The organism is Psychrobacter sp. JCM 18900 (assembly GCF_904846625.1).
In the GTDB taxonomy this organism is placed as follows: Bacteria; Pseudomonadota; Gammaproteobacteria; order Pseudomonadales; family Moraxellaceae; genus Psychrobacter.
In genome coordinates this window covers 1-15,543 of sequence record NZ_CAJHBL010000008.1, presented here as the reverse complement: position 1 = coordinate 15,543, position 15,543 = coordinate 1, and the positions used below count along the sequence as shown (strand labels likewise).

Annotated in this window: 13 protein-coding genes; 11 read left to right on the top strand and 2 right to left on the bottom strand. The window is 43.2% G+C overall.

The features are described 5' to 3' along the window. The first annotated feature begins 183 nt into the window (after positions 1-183). From JMX96_RS12935 to hisC, 6 genes are all read left to right on the top strand, one after another. On the top strand, positions 184-1,179 hold the full coding sequence (locus tag JMX96_RS12935) for an alpha/beta hydrolase (RefSeq protein WP_201569516.1): 996 nt from the start codon (positions 184-186) through the stop codon (positions 1,177-1,179). A gap of 164 nt (positions 1,180-1,343) precedes the next feature. Next, a complete protein-coding gene (locus tag JMX96_RS12930; RefSeq protein WP_305080078.1) occupies positions 1,344-1,595 on the top strand; it encodes a BolA family protein in 252 nt (83 codons plus the stop codon). 111 nt (positions 1,596-1,706) lie between these two features. Beyond that, positions 1,707-2,975 (top strand): UDP-N-acetylglucosamine 1-carboxyvinyltransferase, encoded by a 1,269-nt coding sequence (gene murA / locus JMX96_RS12925; RefSeq protein ID WP_101205352.1) that lies wholly within the window; start codon positions 1,707-1,709, stop codon positions 2,973-2,975. A gap of 94 nt (positions 2,976-3,069) precedes the next feature. Continuing rightward, on the top strand, positions 3,070-3,762 hold the full coding sequence (gene hisG, locus JMX96_RS12920) for an ATP phosphoribosyltransferase (protein WP_057761746.1): 693 nt from the start codon (positions 3,070-3,072) through the stop codon (positions 3,760-3,762). 253 nt (positions 3,763-4,015) lie between these two features. Further along, positions 4,016-5,311, top strand: coding sequence for a histidinol dehydrogenase (gene hisD / locus JMX96_RS12915; RefSeq protein WP_201569514.1), 1,296 nt, complete (start codon positions 4,016-4,018; stop codon positions 5,309-5,311). A 74-nt stretch (positions 5,312-5,385) separates the two neighbouring features. After that, on the top strand, positions 5,386-6,519 hold the full coding sequence (gene hisC / locus JMX96_RS12910; RefSeq protein WP_201569512.1) for a histidinol-phosphate transaminase: 1,134 nt from the start codon (positions 5,386-5,388) through the stop codon (positions 6,517-6,519). Between the two features lie 153 nt (positions 6,520-6,672). Here hisC and JMX96_RS12905 read toward each other — a convergent pair whose 3' ends face one another. Further along, positions 6,673-8,406 (bottom strand): anthranilate synthase component I family protein, encoded by a 1,734-nt coding sequence (locus JMX96_RS12905; protein WP_201569510.1) that lies wholly within the window; start codon positions 8,404-8,406, stop codon positions 6,673-6,675. A gap of 3 nt (positions 8,407-8,409) precedes the next feature. Further along, positions 8,410-9,645, bottom strand: coding sequence for a beta-ketoacyl-ACP synthase II (locus tag JMX96_RS12900; protein WP_102091614.1), 1,236 nt, complete (start codon positions 9,643-9,645; stop codon positions 8,410-8,412). A 499-nt stretch (positions 9,646-10,144) separates the two neighbouring features. Between JMX96_RS12900 and JMX96_RS12895 the strand changes: the two genes are divergently transcribed. From JMX96_RS12895 to JMX96_RS12875, 5 genes are all read left to right on the top strand, one after another. After that, on the top strand, positions 10,145-11,266 hold the full coding sequence (locus JMX96_RS12895; protein WP_201569508.1) for an EcsC family protein: 1,122 nt from the start codon (positions 10,145-10,147) through the stop codon (positions 11,264-11,266). A gap of 411 nt (positions 11,267-11,677) precedes the next feature. Next, positions 11,678-12,052: a 30S ribosomal protein S12 gene (gene rpsL, locus JMX96_RS12890; RefSeq protein ID WP_011281154.1), complete on the top strand. Its 375-nt coding sequence runs from the start codon at positions 11,678-11,680 to the stop codon at positions 12,050-12,052. Positions 12,053-12,270: 218 nt separating this feature from the next. After that, positions 12,271-12,744 carry a 30S ribosomal protein S7 gene (gene rpsG / locus JMX96_RS12885; RefSeq protein WP_057761735.1) on the top strand — a complete coding sequence of 158 codons (474 nt, stop codon included), beginning with the start codon at positions 12,271-12,273 and terminating at the stop codon, positions 12,742-12,744. 343 nt (positions 12,745-13,087) lie between these two features. Further along, the gene (gene fusA / locus JMX96_RS12880) at positions 13,088-15,214 is read left to right on the top strand and encodes an elongation factor G (protein WP_057761733.1); all 2,127 of its coding nucleotides are present in this window, start codon (positions 13,088-13,090) and stop codon (positions 15,212-15,214) included. Between the two features lie 223 nt (positions 15,215-15,437). Continuing rightward, positions 15,438-15,543 (top strand): GTP-binding protein (locus JMX96_RS12875; protein ID WP_087553676.1); only part of this gene is annotated, 106 nt, incomplete at its 3' end.

Genomic DNA, 15,543 nt, shown 5'->3' with positions numbered 1-15,543 from the left:
TGATAACAGTAAAGGCACGAGAAATCTTCAGCCAGTGAGTACTATATCAATAGTAAAACGTAGCAGAGTCAGCGCATTAGTCAACGATACTAATATCAAAAACGTCATTGGCTAATGGATGAACCATTATCGCTGTTAGCCTGTTACTACTGATTGATAAATAAATATAATAGGATACTGGTCATGAAGGATTCACAGGCAAATATACAACCAAATGAAGAAACAAGCGTCATTGGTAATATAGGCATACACAATAAACCTGCTCATAAGAAAACGCGAACATTGAGATTTGGTGGTGCGGCAATATTGGCATTGGGCAGTATCGCATTAGCCACGCAAAACGCACAGGCATTATCGCCATTGGCTATCGTCAATGGGATTACTTCTAGTGGTGGCGTTGGGGTTAGCAAAGACATTTTATACGGTGACGAGCCCTCACAAGATCTAGATATTTATTACCCAAAGCCTTTGACACAGGCAATGAAAGCCCAGAGCGCTATTGAGGATACCTATCCGATGGTGGTATTTGTCCATGGTGGTTCATGGGAGAGCGGCAATAAAGAACAATATGCCTTTGTCGGTCAGAGCTTAGCCAAAGCAGGGTATGTCACCGCAGTGATTAATTACCGTAAAGCACCTGAACACGTCTATCCTGACTATGTCAAAGATGCAGCTCAGGCAATTGCTTGGAGTATTGAAAATGCGACCAGTCTCCATGCAGATCCGTCACGCCTAGCGGTAATGGGGCATTCTGCTGGCGCGTTTAATGCCGTTGCAGCCGTTGCCAACGAAGACTTTTTGGCGCCTTATGGTATTAAGCCAACAGATATTGCAACCGTTATCGGAATTGCGGGTCCTTATAGCTATGATTTCCGCAAGTTCAGTAGTGCAACAGCGTTTGGCCCCAATGCCACACCTGATGAGGTGATGCCAGATCGTCAGATTAAAGGAGCACAGCCACCGTATTTATTATTAACGGCGGAAAAAGACAAAATTGTACATGTGACTAATACAATCAAAATGACAGAAGCGTTTAAAAAAGCAGGCGTCACCGTTGAAACGGGCGAAATCGAGGGGGCCAGTCATGCAACCAGTATTGGTGCGATGGCACCGCCGCTGCGCTGGGTCAATGATGTGCGTGCGCAAGTGTTGACCTACTTGGATAAAACGCTCAAATAGCTTATCACTATGCATATCGACGACTTTTGACCATTTAATTGATAGCCCTGTCTCAATGCTTAAACACACTTGAGTAAGACAGTACTGTAAGATATGCAAACTCTTGTTATAATGTCATCACTTTAAATCTATACCCTATTCTAAACTTTAAGGCAGACTATTTTATGAGCATGAACGCTGACGATTTGATCGAATTTTTACAGACTCACTTCCCAGACGCTTTTATTCAAGCTGCCAACCAAGGTAATAAGTTTGACGTACGCGTGGTCGATGCCAGCTTTGAAGGCAAACGCGCGGTTCAACGTCAGCAAGCAGTATATGCGTTAGTCAATGATAAGATTGCGAGTGGCGATATTCACGCACTCAATATCCAAGCGCTGACGCCTGCTGAGTGGGACGTTCAATCAAAAGGCTAATCAAATAGCTGTCTATATGACTAGATATTACTGAATCGGCCATATGCATGGTTGAAAGTTGTAGTTCTGGTTTTCATAATTTTCTATACTCATCGCTAGGTTGTCACCTTTATGGATCAATTTTTAATCACTGGTAGTAGTCGTATCGCAGGGGAAGTCACCATCTCAGGCGCCAAAAATGCCGCTTTGCCGTTACTCGCAGCTATGATATTGGCTGAGACTCCAACGACACTGCATAACGTGCCGTCACTACAAGACGTGCGAACGTTGATTGAATTGATCGGTGGCATGGGTATCAAAATCCAGAAGCAAGATGATACTGTCACTTGCGATACCAAGAGTATCGATAACTTTTATGCCCCGTATGATTTGGTAAAAACCATGCGCGCGTCAATCTTGGTGCTAGGGCCGTTACTGGCACGTTTTGGCGAAGCCGAAGTCTCATTGCCAGGTGGCTGTGCGATTGGTTCACGCCCTGTTGACCAGCATCTAAAAGCGTTTGAAGCGATGGGTGCCGAAATCAGTGTGGAAAATGGCTATGTAAAAGCTCAAGCGCCAAAAGGTGGCAAGCTATTAGGCTGTAATTTCTCATTTGATATGATCACTGTTGGCGGTACTGAAAACGTCATCATGGCAGCAGCATTGGCCAAAGGCACAACTGTCTTAGGTAACTGTGCGTTAGAGCCAGAAGTGGTTGATTTGGCCAATATGTTGGTTGCAATGGGTGCCAAAATAAGCGGTATCGGTACGTCAACGATGACCATCGAAGGGGTAGAGCGTCTGCATGGCTGCGAGTATTCAGTCGTACCTGATCGTATTGAGACAGGCTCATACCTTGCTGGTGCCTTGATGACACGTGGCGATGTATTGACCAAAAAAACATCTGCTCTATTACTGACGCCAGTGTTAGAGAAGTTCGAAGATATGGGTGCGGTTATTACTACAGGTGATGACTGGATTCGTGCGCAAATGAAAGGCCGTCCAAAGGCGGTTGATATCCGTACTCAGCCACATCCTGGTTTCCCAACGGATATGCAAGCTCAGCTAATGGCGATTGCTTGCTTAGCGGACGGTACGAGTACTTTTATTGAAAATATTTTCGAAAACCGCTATATGCATGTACCAGAGCTCAATCGTTTGGGCGCGTCTATTCAGGTTGATGGTCACACTGCGGTAGTACGAGGTGTGGAAAACTTTACTGCAGCCCCAGTCATGGCGACAGATTTACGCGCGTCTATGTCATTGGTAATGGCAGCGGCGACTGCTGAAGGCGAGAGCTTAATTGACCGTATCTACCACATCGATCGTGGTTATGAGCATGTTGAAGACAAGCTGCGTAGCTTAGGCGTGAATATCGAGCGTATTAATACCAACGCTTAATATTGATTAACTCAATATCAACTGTTACCCATATTACGTTATAAATTAAAAATTCCCCTTTGAGTAGGGGACTGCACATGGACACGATGTCACTATGACTGAGACAAGCAAATCTTTACCAGCCAGCGGTTTATTAAACGAAGTAAACGATGAGTTTTCAGGTCTAACCTTGGCTTTATCAAAAGGCCGCATTCTAGAAGAGACCATGCCACTGTTACGTGCAGCTGGCGTTGATCTTTTAGAAGATCCTGAAGCGTCACGTAAGCTTATTTTCCCGACCTCAAATCCAAATGTGCGTGTATTGATTTTGCGTGCCAGCGACGTGCCGACCTATGTCGAACATGGCGCTGCTGACTTTGGGGTGGCGGGTAAAGATGTGCTGCTTGAGCATGGTGCCAATCATGTTTATGAATTACTCGATTTGCAGATTGCTCAGTGCAAACTGATGACTGCGGGTGTGAAAGATGCACCGCTACCAAATCGTCGTCTGCGTATTGCGACCAAATATGTCAATGTCGCTCGTGCTTATTTTGCAAGCCAAGGTCAGCAGGTTGATGTCATCAAGCTTTACGGTTCGATGGAGCTTGCGCCGTTGGTTGGCTTGGGCGATCTGATTGTCGATGTGGTCGATACAGGCAATACATTGCGTGCCAATGGACTTGAGGCACGCGATCATATTTGCGATGTTTCCTCACGTTTGATTGTCAATCAAGTTAGCTATAAGCGCAAATTTGCACTACTAGAACCAATCTTAGATAGCTTTAAAAATAGTATCGCCAATGGCTAATTATCCAGTGCAAGTCATTGGTAATATAAAGCATGGTTATACAAATTTTTAAACCAGTTTAGCAGGCTATGAGTGACGTAGCGTGCTAAACTGGTTTTGTTGTCTTAGCTTGAGAAAACATAAAATCACCGTAAAATGCAGACAAGAAGACATCGAATAAGTCGCAATATTTTGAAAAAAGATAAACCTACTTTACTCAGTTCCAAACCGTTCATTTTTAGCACTACTTTATGCTCAGATATAGGATTAGGTCATGCGCCAGTTAAGTACCCAAGATGCCGATTTTGATAGTCAATTAACACAATTGCTTGCCTTTGAAACAGTCAATGATGCTGAACTATTACATACCGTCGATAATATCATCGCCCAAGTACGTGCTGATGGTGATAGCGTCGTATTGGCATTGACTCAGCAGTTTGACCAGCATCCAGCAACGTCGATGCAAGAGTTAGAGCTGTCTAAAGAAGCGCTTGCTGAAGCGTTTGCCAATCTTGATAAAAAAGTAAAGACAGCGTTGACCACAGCAGCGACTCGGGTACAGACATTCCATGAGCGCCAAGTACAAGAAACATGGCAGTATGAGGATGAGCTAGGCAACCGATTGGGTCAAAAAGTCACGCCACTTGATCGCGTTGGGATTTATGTACCAGGCGGTCTGGCATCTTATCCTTCTTCGGTGTTGATGAATGCTATTCCTGCTAAGGTGGCTGGCGTCACTGAAGTCATCATGGTCGTACCAGCGCCTAAAGGCGTGCTCAATTCGTTAGTATTGGCAGCGGCTCATCTGGCCCAAGTCGATCGCGTCTTCACTATTGGTGGCGCTCAAGCAGTAGCAGCTTTAGCTTACGGCACTGAAACGATTCCAGCCGTGGACAAAATCACAGGACCAGGTAACAAATATGTCGCAGCTGCCAAGCGTGCGGTATTTGGTCAAGTTGGTATCGATATGATTGCTGGACCTTCAGAAGTATTGGTATATGCAGAAGGCGAAGCACAAGATAGAGCAGATTGGCTAGCGATGGATCTATTGTCTCAAGCTGAGCATGATCGTATTGCACAAGCTATCTTTGTGACGACTAGCGAAGAGCAGCTCACCGAAGTAGCACTTGAGATAGAAAAAGCACTGGCTGAGCTGCCAAAAGCAGATATCGCGCGTGACTCATTGCAGAACCGCGGTGCGCTGATTTTAGTAAAAGATCGTAGCGAAGGTATGGCACTTATCAATCGTATCGCCCCTGAGCATTTAGAGTTATCTGTTGATAATCCTGACGCACTGTTAAACGATATTCGTCATGCCGGTGCTATCTTTATGGGTCGTCATACGCCTGAAGCTATTGGGGACTACTGTGCAGGACCGAACCATGTACTGCCAACATCAGGTACGGCGCGCTTTTCTTCGCCGTTAGGTGTGTACGATTTTCAAAAGAAATCATCCATCATTTATTGTAGTGAATCTGGCAGCAAGCCTCTGGCTGAGACAGCTGATATTTTAGCGCAGCGTGAGGACTTAGAAGCCCATGCGCGTTCAGCTCGTTATCGTTATCAGTAGTTGATTTTGAATTTTTAGCTTTTACTTTTGATATTTATTTTTAATAGTCTTTTTGGCTAATAGTAGGATAATTTATGAGTGAGTCAAAGATAGACACCAGACTGTGGTCGTCTAAAGCGCGCAACTTGTCACCTTATGTTCCAGGGGAGCAGCCGCAACACGACAATCTATGCAAACTAAATACCAATGAAAACCCATTTCCACCCTCGCCAAAAGTAGGGGAGGCTATTGCCAAGGTTTTGGAACAGCAAGCTGATGAGTTACGTTTGTATCCTGCTCCTGAATCTAATGACCTACGTGCTGCATTAGCACAGTCATATAACCTCGATATCAATCAAGTATTTGTCGGTAATGGCTCAGACGAAGTCTTGGCATTAGTATTTGCGAGCTTCTTTTTAAAAGAGCGTCCGCTACTATCACCTGATATTGGTTATAGTTTTTATCCAGTATATGCGCAGACGTTCGGTGTAGAGCTTGTACAGATTCCTCTAGAGGAAGATTTTAGCATTGACCCTGATGCTTATCGTCAGCCTTGTAGCGGTATTATCATCGCTAATCCTAATGCACCAACAGGCTTACTGCTGTCGCTTGCTGATATCCGTAAACTTGCGAGTGAGCATTCTAATGCTGTCATTGTTATTGATGAAGCGTATATCGATTTTGCTCAGATAGACGAGAGCAATGCAGATGCTTCAGTCTCAGCGGTGAGCTTAATCAATGAGTGTGATAACGTTATCGTGACCCAAACCTTTTCAAAGTCACGCTCGCTTGCTGGATTGCGTGTTGGTATGGCCTTTGGTAATGCATCATTGATTGAAGCACTAACACGTATGAAAAATAGCTTTAACAGCTATCCATTGGATAAGTTGGCTCAGGCTGGGGCGACTGCGAGTGTGTTAGATACTGAGTATTTTGAGCAAACCCGTCAGCAAGTCATTGATTTACGTATGTCGCTAACAGCAGAGTTGACGACATTGGGCTATAAGGTCCTACCGTCACATGCCAACTTCGTATTCGCTCGTCCAAAAGATGGCAATGCTAGCGTTGTCGCGAGTGCGTTACGCGAGCAGGGCATTATCGTTCGGCATTTTGATAAGCCGCGTATTGCAGAGTACTTACGTATTACTATCGGTACAGCAGAGCAGAACAACCGTTTGATTGATGCGCTAAAAGCCTTGCAGGTCGATGCTAGCGTTGTTGCTGAATAAAATTATATTGATAGCTTAATGTAGAATGTGAATAGGTTGGTCCCTTTACTCATCACATAAAGCACTATCGATAAGTCTTAAAAAAAGCCTGCTAACGTAACGTTGGCAGGCTTTTTTAATTTCAAATTAGTAATGACATTTCACTTTGGCAGGCTACATATTCTGAGCCAAGACTGATAATAAGTTACCTACTTTATCTAAGCATTCTTGGTATTCAGCATCACAATCAGACGCGACCGTAATACCGCCACCTGCCCACAGGTTAACGTGTCTTTCTTTATTACAGTCATCATTCGACAAAGCGTTGGCTTGCAATGTACGAATGAGTACATTCCATTGACCACTACCATCAAAATTCATATAACCCATAGTGCCGCAATAAGCACCACGTGGAGTAGATTCCAATTCAGCGATGATTTCGACAGCGCGTTTTTTTGGTGTGCCAGTGATAGAACCAGCGGGCAGACTACCAAACAATACAGCCAATGGATGAGTATCAGTTTTTAGCTCAGCGGTAATAGTACTCACCATATGATGGACGTTGCTAAAGCTCTCAATCGCAAATAACTGTGGTACTTTCACAGTGCCAATTTTGGCGTATTTGCCCAAATCATTACGCAGTAAATCGACAATCATGACATTTTCGGCACGGTCTTTTTCGCTATCGACCAGTTGCTGCTTATAGCGCTCATCTTGCTCATTAGTAACACCTCGCGGCATAGTTCCCTTGATAGGCTTAGTGCGAATAGAGTGTTTGCCAGTGTCGTTTTCTCTAGTGAATGTAAAAAACAACTCAGGTGAGCAGCTTAACAATTCAAAATGATTGCTATCTGCGTTGAAGCTGCTGCTTTTATTTAGGTAATCACCATCATCGCCATCAACGCTCACATATCCTGCAAAAGGCGCTTTTGTATTGCGATATAGCGCAGGCAAATAGTCAATAAGCGAAAAGGCTGATTGAACATCGTTATTTTCGCGCGCTAAACTGCCAGACCATTTCTGTGTCAGGTTTATCTGATAGCAGTCACCTTGTTGTAGATAGTCTTGTGTGCGATTAAATGCTTGTTGATAATCAAGCTTACTCCATCGCGGACTTAAAACTAGAGGAGTGATGTTTGATACATCTTTAAACTGTGGTTGATTGAGATGTTTATCAGACAGTTTTTGATCCAGTTCATCTAGGTAAGAGGTAAGAGTATTTATAAGAATATCGTTTGTCTCATGATCGGTATTCTCAGAAGCATCATCGTTAGTTAGATGAGTTTTTAACGTCCAACCTATATCAGCATGTGCCGTAGGTGTTAGATAAATATCATAATGTGCCAACGAAGCACACGGCTGCATTGCCAATTCAATCCTATCGGCAGGGCTTAGTTCGAGAGCTGCAATATCATAACCAATAAAACCGATTAGCCCATGATGATAACTGGGTTTTGGGCTTTCTTCGTTATTGATATATGAGGTGTCATGATTAACTTCTTGAGCGTTACTATAAGCGATTAGCTCATCTTGCCACTCTAGATAGCTCATATAAGCTGTCATGCTAGCATAGCTATTATCATCGCTATTTACATCAGTACTGCGACGCACGCCATTGCCACGGCAACTTTTAATCACCTTATAAATATTGGGTAAGTCACTAGAAGCTTGCTCATCATTGGGATATACAGACCAGCAGACTTTTGGGAGTAAGCCGATTACTGGTCGACCATCGTTATTAAGCCAAACAAGTTGCCAGTTTGCTTTAATATCTTGAGCGAGCAAGTGACGCTGTAGCTGCGGCATCAGCTCTGCAGCAGACAAATCACCAAAACGCCAGCTAGGTTTGCTAGCTGGCGATGGTGCAGAATCTGTCTGCTCAGTTGTATTGTGATTCGATACAGGCATGGGTTAAGCGTCAAACTTTTTGATAATCAGCGTAGCGTTAGTACCACCAAAGCCAAAGCTATTACTCATCAAGGTTTCAAGGTTTGCTTCACGCATTTCGGTGACGATATCGAAACCTTCAGCAGCAGGATCTAAGTTGTCAACATTGATACTTGGAGCGATAAAGCCGTCCTGTAGCATTAGTAGACAATAAATCAGCTCTTGTGCACCAACAGCACCCAAGCTATGGCCTGTCATTGATTTGGTTGAGCTGATAGCAGGTACTTTACTGACGTCATTATCAAATACTTTAGCAATCGCTTTAAGCTCAGTAATATCGCCCAGTGGTGTGCTAGTACCATGGCTGTTGATGTAATCGACACTTTCTAGACCCGCTTCAGCTAAAGCTTGTTGCATACAGCGAACTGCACCTTCACCGCTTGGCGCAACCATTTCTGCACCATCTGAGCTGGCACCATAGCCAACGATTTCAGCCAAAATATTGGCACCGCGTGCTTGAGCATGCTCCAGACTCTCTACAACAACCATCGCGCCACCAGCAGCAATCACAAAACCGTCACGGTCTTTGTCATAGGCTCTTGAAGCAAGTTTTGGTGTGTCGTTATACTGAGTACTGACTGCACCCATGGCATCAAACATACAAGACTGTGTCCAGTGTTCAGCTTCACTACCACCAGCCAATATCACATCGGCTTTACCCAATTGGATAAGCTCAGCAGCATGACCGATACAGTGTGTTGAAGTCGCGCAAGCAGAGGCGAGCGAGTAGGAGACGCCTTGTATTTTTAGACCGGTTGCTAAAGCGGCTGATACCGAGCTGCCCATTGTCTTTGGTACTGCCATTGCGCCGACACCGCGTAAACCTTTTTCGCGCATAGCATCGATAGCATTGACGATATTTTCTGTTGATGCGCCGCCCGAGCTTGCCACTACACCCACTCGTGGGTTGTTATTGATAGTATCAAGCGATAGTCCTGAGTGCTCAATCGCATTTAGCGCACTGACGTAAGCATAGAGACTGGCGTCACTAAAGAACCTTTTCAGCTTACGGTCGATACCACTGGTATCAAGTTCTGATTGATTGATACTACCGCTCACGTGTGATTTAAACTCGTGCTCAGCATAAGAATCGTTAAATGTGATGCCAGACTGACCTTCTTTGAGGGCAGTGGTGACAGTATCTAAATCATGTCCAATACAAGAGACAATCCCTGCTCCAGTAATAACGACGCGGCGCATATGCTATTCCTTATAAGTAACGACTTGCTAGCAGTTGGTTGCAATAATCGTGGTAAATCTATATATGATGTTTAACTATGAGTTAATTCGAGCATTATAATGAAAAAATAGTCTATGTAGATAACGATAGCATGAATTTAGGTAACGAAATTCTGTTAACGGTCTATCAGAGGCAATATAAATTCAGTGTACAATTATGCTCTCAGTTATGGCACATGATAACGTATCAAGCACTGGAAATCTTTGGACAAGTGTAAAATAACGACAAAATAACACTTATGACTAAGTTTTGAGTAAAGAGATGAGAAGTAAGACTAGCTACTGACTATGGACGGAATTATACTTTAGATACAAAATTTGTGATTCTAATAACATTGTTCGCACTGACACCAGTTACGATAACTGGCTAAAATAATAGATTCATTATTATTAATAATTAACTATCATATTAAAATACAATTATATTAAAAAACCAACTCATCATATTAAGGACATCACGATGGCAAAGCGTAGTACTCTTTCTAAAAGCATCAATACCATTGGCTCTTTTACTCGAAACAACCTAGAGCGTGTAGGGGCTATGATTGATAGCGTAAATGCCAAAACAGGCAAGCCGCGTCAATATAAAGCTGTCGACCTAGGCGATGAAGACTACCAACAAGATTTGTTTCGTGAGCAAACACTAAAGGCTACGCAGCAACTTTTAGGACCACGCTTTGCTACTTATGGTAAATACGCCAAGAAAGTCGTGCCGAATAGCTTTTTTCAATCGACAGTTGATGGCGCATTTGCCCAAGTGGCCAACCTCGCTGCCAACTGGAGTCAACTCGACTTGCCTAATGAGCATCGCTTTGCCAATATTGCCACTTTAGATGACGAAGAGCGTTATGCGCTAGCTACTGATATTGCTAATCAAAACCGCGCGCTTGCAATGATGGGTGGTTTGACAGGTTTAGCAGGTCTACCAGGTTTGCTCGCTGATACACTATGGCTATTACTGGTTTCATTACGTACGGTTTATCAGATTGCTGCTGTATATAATAAGCCGCTGACAGGTAAGCAAGGCGTCAAGATGGCGTACGAACTACTATCAAACGCTGATTTGAGCAAGATGCAAGAAAAACAAGCGCTACTAGCTGGTCTAGGTATTGGTAAAGGTTTGCTCGATAATGCTCAAAGCAATGGACTGCATAGTGAACTTAAAAATCTCGGTCTGAAAAATAAAAATGTAAATTTCTATGCTGAGCAAATAGACAAAGTCGCCAGTCAAGTAGGTATTGATTTAGATCAGATTAATTTATCATGGGTTCGTCGTTTTATTCCTGTCACTGCAGTAGCGATCGGTATGCACTATAACAGCCAATTGATCGACGAAGTTATTGGTGTTGCTCAAGCGACCTTTGCGCCAGAGGCAAAACTGGCCAATCGTGCTATTACTGATGACAGCAGCAGTGAGGCTAAAGTAGAAAAGGCTAGTACTGATGAGGCGAAAAAAGACACTGAGCGCAAAGAAGAAAGCAGTGATTCAGAAAAAGTCACTGATAAAGAAGAAGCTAATAAAGAAGAAACTAGCAGTGAAAAAGACTCAGACAAGCAAACGTCTGATAAAAAAGCCAAGTAATAGATATATTATTTGCTAGTTGGGTTATAGCTTTATAAGCGCAATGGTATTTATCTTAGTTTGATTGAGCAACACGACTTGAAAATTAGGATAAATACCACCACTTAGTTACTATCAAGTACCATTTCAATGTTAAACATCTTTTCTTAATGATGCTTGAGCTCACTTTGTTTACTTTATTTCTTACGCTATTTTTCGGCGAAAAATCTATAAAGTGATACAATGAGAGGCTGAATGCATATCTATCAAATGTTGTAAAGCGAAACCATTCATAAGTGGTTGAAATAGCAGCAACAACTCTTTATAATACACTGTCCTAAAAATGGGTGCCCCGAAATCTGCAATTATTGTCAGATAGATGGTGCATTGGCCCATTTTTTTGTTTTATACCAAACGGGAGAAGGATGCCTTATGGCAACAACTAACCAATTGATTCGTAAAGGTCGCAAAACCATCAAGGAAAAGTCAAAAGTTCCTGCGTTGGAAGCGTGCCCACAGCGTCGCGGTGTATGTACTCGTGTATATACTACCACGCCAAAAAAACCTAACTCTGCCATGCGTAAAGTATGTCGTGTACGTTTGACTTCAGGCTATGAAGTATCAAGCTACATCGGCGGCGAAGGTCATAACCTACAAGAGCACAGTGTTGTTCTAATCCGTGGTGGTCGTGTAAAAGATCTACCAGGTGTACGTTATCACACTGTTCGCGGTGCATTAGATTGCGCAGGCGTTAAAGACCGTAAGCAAGGTCGCTCTAAGTACGGTGCTAAGAAGCCTAAAGTTTAATAACTAAACGTTATTAGATAAGCTTTTTGCACTACCCAATAACTGTGCATGGGTTTGGTGTCAGTAGTAATATCGCTTTTATATAAATATATATCTGTGATTTGCTCTTAAAACATACCACCATGCAGTAAGGCTAACTGATAACTCACTGCTATATCCTAATGGTAAGTAGTCGATGTTGTGAATGTTAGACACTCCTGAAGATAAGGAAATTTATTATGCCAAGACGTCGCGTCGTTGCTGCCCGTGAGATCCTACCGGATCCTAAGTTTGGTAGCCAAACTGTTGCAAAATTCATCAACCATGTAATGAGTGATGGTAAGAAATCTACTGCTGAGCGTATCGTTTACGGTGCACTTGAGACAGTAAGTGAGAAGCGTAAAGTTGAAGATCCAGTATCTTTCTTCGAAGAAGTGCTAGAAAATGTACGCCCAATGGTAGAAGTAAAAGCTCGCCGCGTTGGCGGTGCAACCTATCAAGTACCAATGGAAGTACGCCCCTCCCGTCGTACTGCATTGGCTATGCGTTGGTTAGCTGAAGCTGCTGCTAAGCGTTCTGAAAAATCAATGGCTTTGCGTTTAGCTGGCGAATTGAATGATGCTGCTGATGGCAAAGGCGCTGCTATGAAAAAGCGTGACGAAGTTCACCGCATGGCAGATGCTAACAAAGCATTCTCTCATTACCGTTTCTAAGCTACTTTTTAATAATAGCTTGAGATTAGAGGCTCATGCCATTTAATCTTACATTGTTGTTTATTCTATTGATTGCCGCCATCATCATTCGGTCATATATAAATGTTATTTATTGACGACTGAGGTGGCGGACATCTATCCAGATGTCTCTCTTAACAAATACAGTTTTTGCTGGAGAGCATCCCAAATTTGATGCCGCACTATTCTTAGTATTTGCTCTTTTTTTGTCCGTATTAGGCTCAATAATCAGTAAGTAATATTACGAAGCTGAACGCTTTGTCATAGAGTATGAGGTAGAGACACAATACATTATTATATACACGACTTTTCCTAGGAAAACACTATGGCTCGTAAAACTCCCCTAAAACGCTATCGCAATATTGGTATTTCAGCGCACATCGATGCTGGTAAGACAACCACTACAGAGCGTGTTTTATTCTATACCGGTGTTAGCCACAAAATTGGCGAAGTACATGATGGCGCAGCCACTATGGACTGGATGGAGCAAGAACAAGAGCGTGGTATTACTATTACCTCAGCGGCAACAACTTGTTTTTGGTCAGGTATGGCTAAACAGTTTGACGAACACCGTATCAACATCATCGATACCCCAGGTCACGTTGACTTCACGATCGAAGTTGAACGTTCTATGCGTGTACTTGATGGCGCTTGCATGGTTTACTGTGCAGTAGGCGGCGTTCAGCCACAGTCTGAGACCGTATGGCGTCAGGCGAACAAATATAAAGTACCACGTCTTGCATTTGTAAACAAAATGGATCGTGTTGGTGCTGATTTCTATCGTGTTATCGAACAGATCAAAACTCGTTTGGGTGGTAACCCTGTACCATTGGTTATCCCAATTGGTAAAGAAGATGACTTCGAAGGCGTTGTTGATCTAGTGACCATGAAAGCTATCTATTGGGACGAAGCGTCTCAAGGTATGCAGTATGATGAGCGCGAAATCCCAACTGAACTACAAGAAAAAGCAGCAGAATACCGCGAGCACCTTGTAGAAAGCGCTGCTGAAGCAAACGAAGAGTTGATGAACGAATACCTAGAAAACGGTGAATTGACTGTAGAACAAATTCATGGTGCTATTCGTCAGTTAACTATCGATAACGAAATCATCCCGCTTCTTTGTGGTACTGCCTTTAAGAACAAAGGTGTACAGAAGATGCTAGATGCCGTTATTCAGTATCTACCTGCACCAATCGATGTACCTGCTATTAAAGGTATTCTTGATGACAAAGACGAAAGCGAAGGCAGCCGTGAAGCATCAGATGAAGCACCTTTCTCAGCACTAGCGTTCAAAATCATGAATGACAAATTCGTTGGTAACTTAACCTTCGTACGTGTTTATTCTGGTGTAATGAAGCAGGGTAGCAGTGTTTATAACCCAGTTAAGATGAAGCGTGAGCGTGTTGGCCGTATCGTACAGATGATGGCAAACTCTCAAGAAGAGCTTGCAGAAATTCGTACTGGTGATATCGCAGCTCTCGTCGGCATGAAAGATGTGACTACTGGTGATACGCTATGTGATGAAGACAACGTGATCACTCTTGAGCGTATGGAATTCCCAGATCCAGTTATCTCTCTAGCTGTTGAGCCAAAGACTAAAGCTGACCAAGAAAAAATGTCAATCGCTCTTGGCCGTTTGGCAAAAGAAGATCCATCGTTCCGTGTACACACTGACGAAGAATCTGGTCAGACGATCATCAGTGGTATGGGTGAGCTACATCTAGAGATTCTTGTTGACCGTATGAAGCGTGAATTCAACGTTGAAGCAAACATCGGTGCACCTCAGGTTGCTTATCGTGAGACGATTCGTAACACTGTTGAACAAGAAGGCAAATTCGTACGTCAAACAGGTGGTCGTGGTAAGTTTGGTCACGTATGGTTACGTCTTGAGCCACTTGATCCAGCTGGCGACACTGAATATGAATTCGCTGAAGAAGTTGTTGGTGGTACTGTACCAAAAGAATTCCACGGTGCTGTTGATAAAGGTATCCAAGAGCGCATGAAAAACGGCGTACTTGCAGGCTACCCAGTAGTTGGCGTAAAAGCGACCTTGTATGATGGTTCTTATCATGACGTTGACTCTGATGAATTGTCATTTAAGATGGCTGGTTCTATGGCCTTCAGAAAAGGTTTCTTAGCAGCTGATCCAGCGCTACTTGAGCCAGTAATGAAAGTAGAAGTTGAAACACCTGAAGATTACATGGGCGACATCATGGGCGATCTTAACCGTCGTCGTGGTTTGGTACAGGGTATGGAAGATCTACCTGGCGGTACTAAACAGATTCGTGCTGAAGTACCATTAGCGGAAATGTTTGGTTATGCCACTCAAATGCGCTCAATGTCCCAAGGCCGTGCAACTTACTCAATGGAATTCCAAAAGTACGCTGAAATTCCAAAATCAGTTGCTGCTGAAATCATCTCTAAGTTCAACTCTAAAGATGATGACGAGTAAATAAAGCTTACTAAAGGTGACAATATAGAGTGTGTCTGTGTATTGTCACTAAAGAATACGCCAATAACTTGTTAAAAGACTTGTTATTGGCCGCGATTTTCTTATAATATCTGCACATTAGTATGTGCAACCTTTTAACAATTATCTTAATGTGGTCAAAATCGTCTTAATAATCATATTTATATGAGTTAAGTCTTGAACCCCAAAAAAAGAGGAAATACCCATGGCAAAGGCCAAGTTTGAACGTAACAAGCCACACGTCAACGTCGGTACAATCGGACACGTTGACCATGGTAAAACAACCCTTACCGCTGCAATCGCAACCGTAG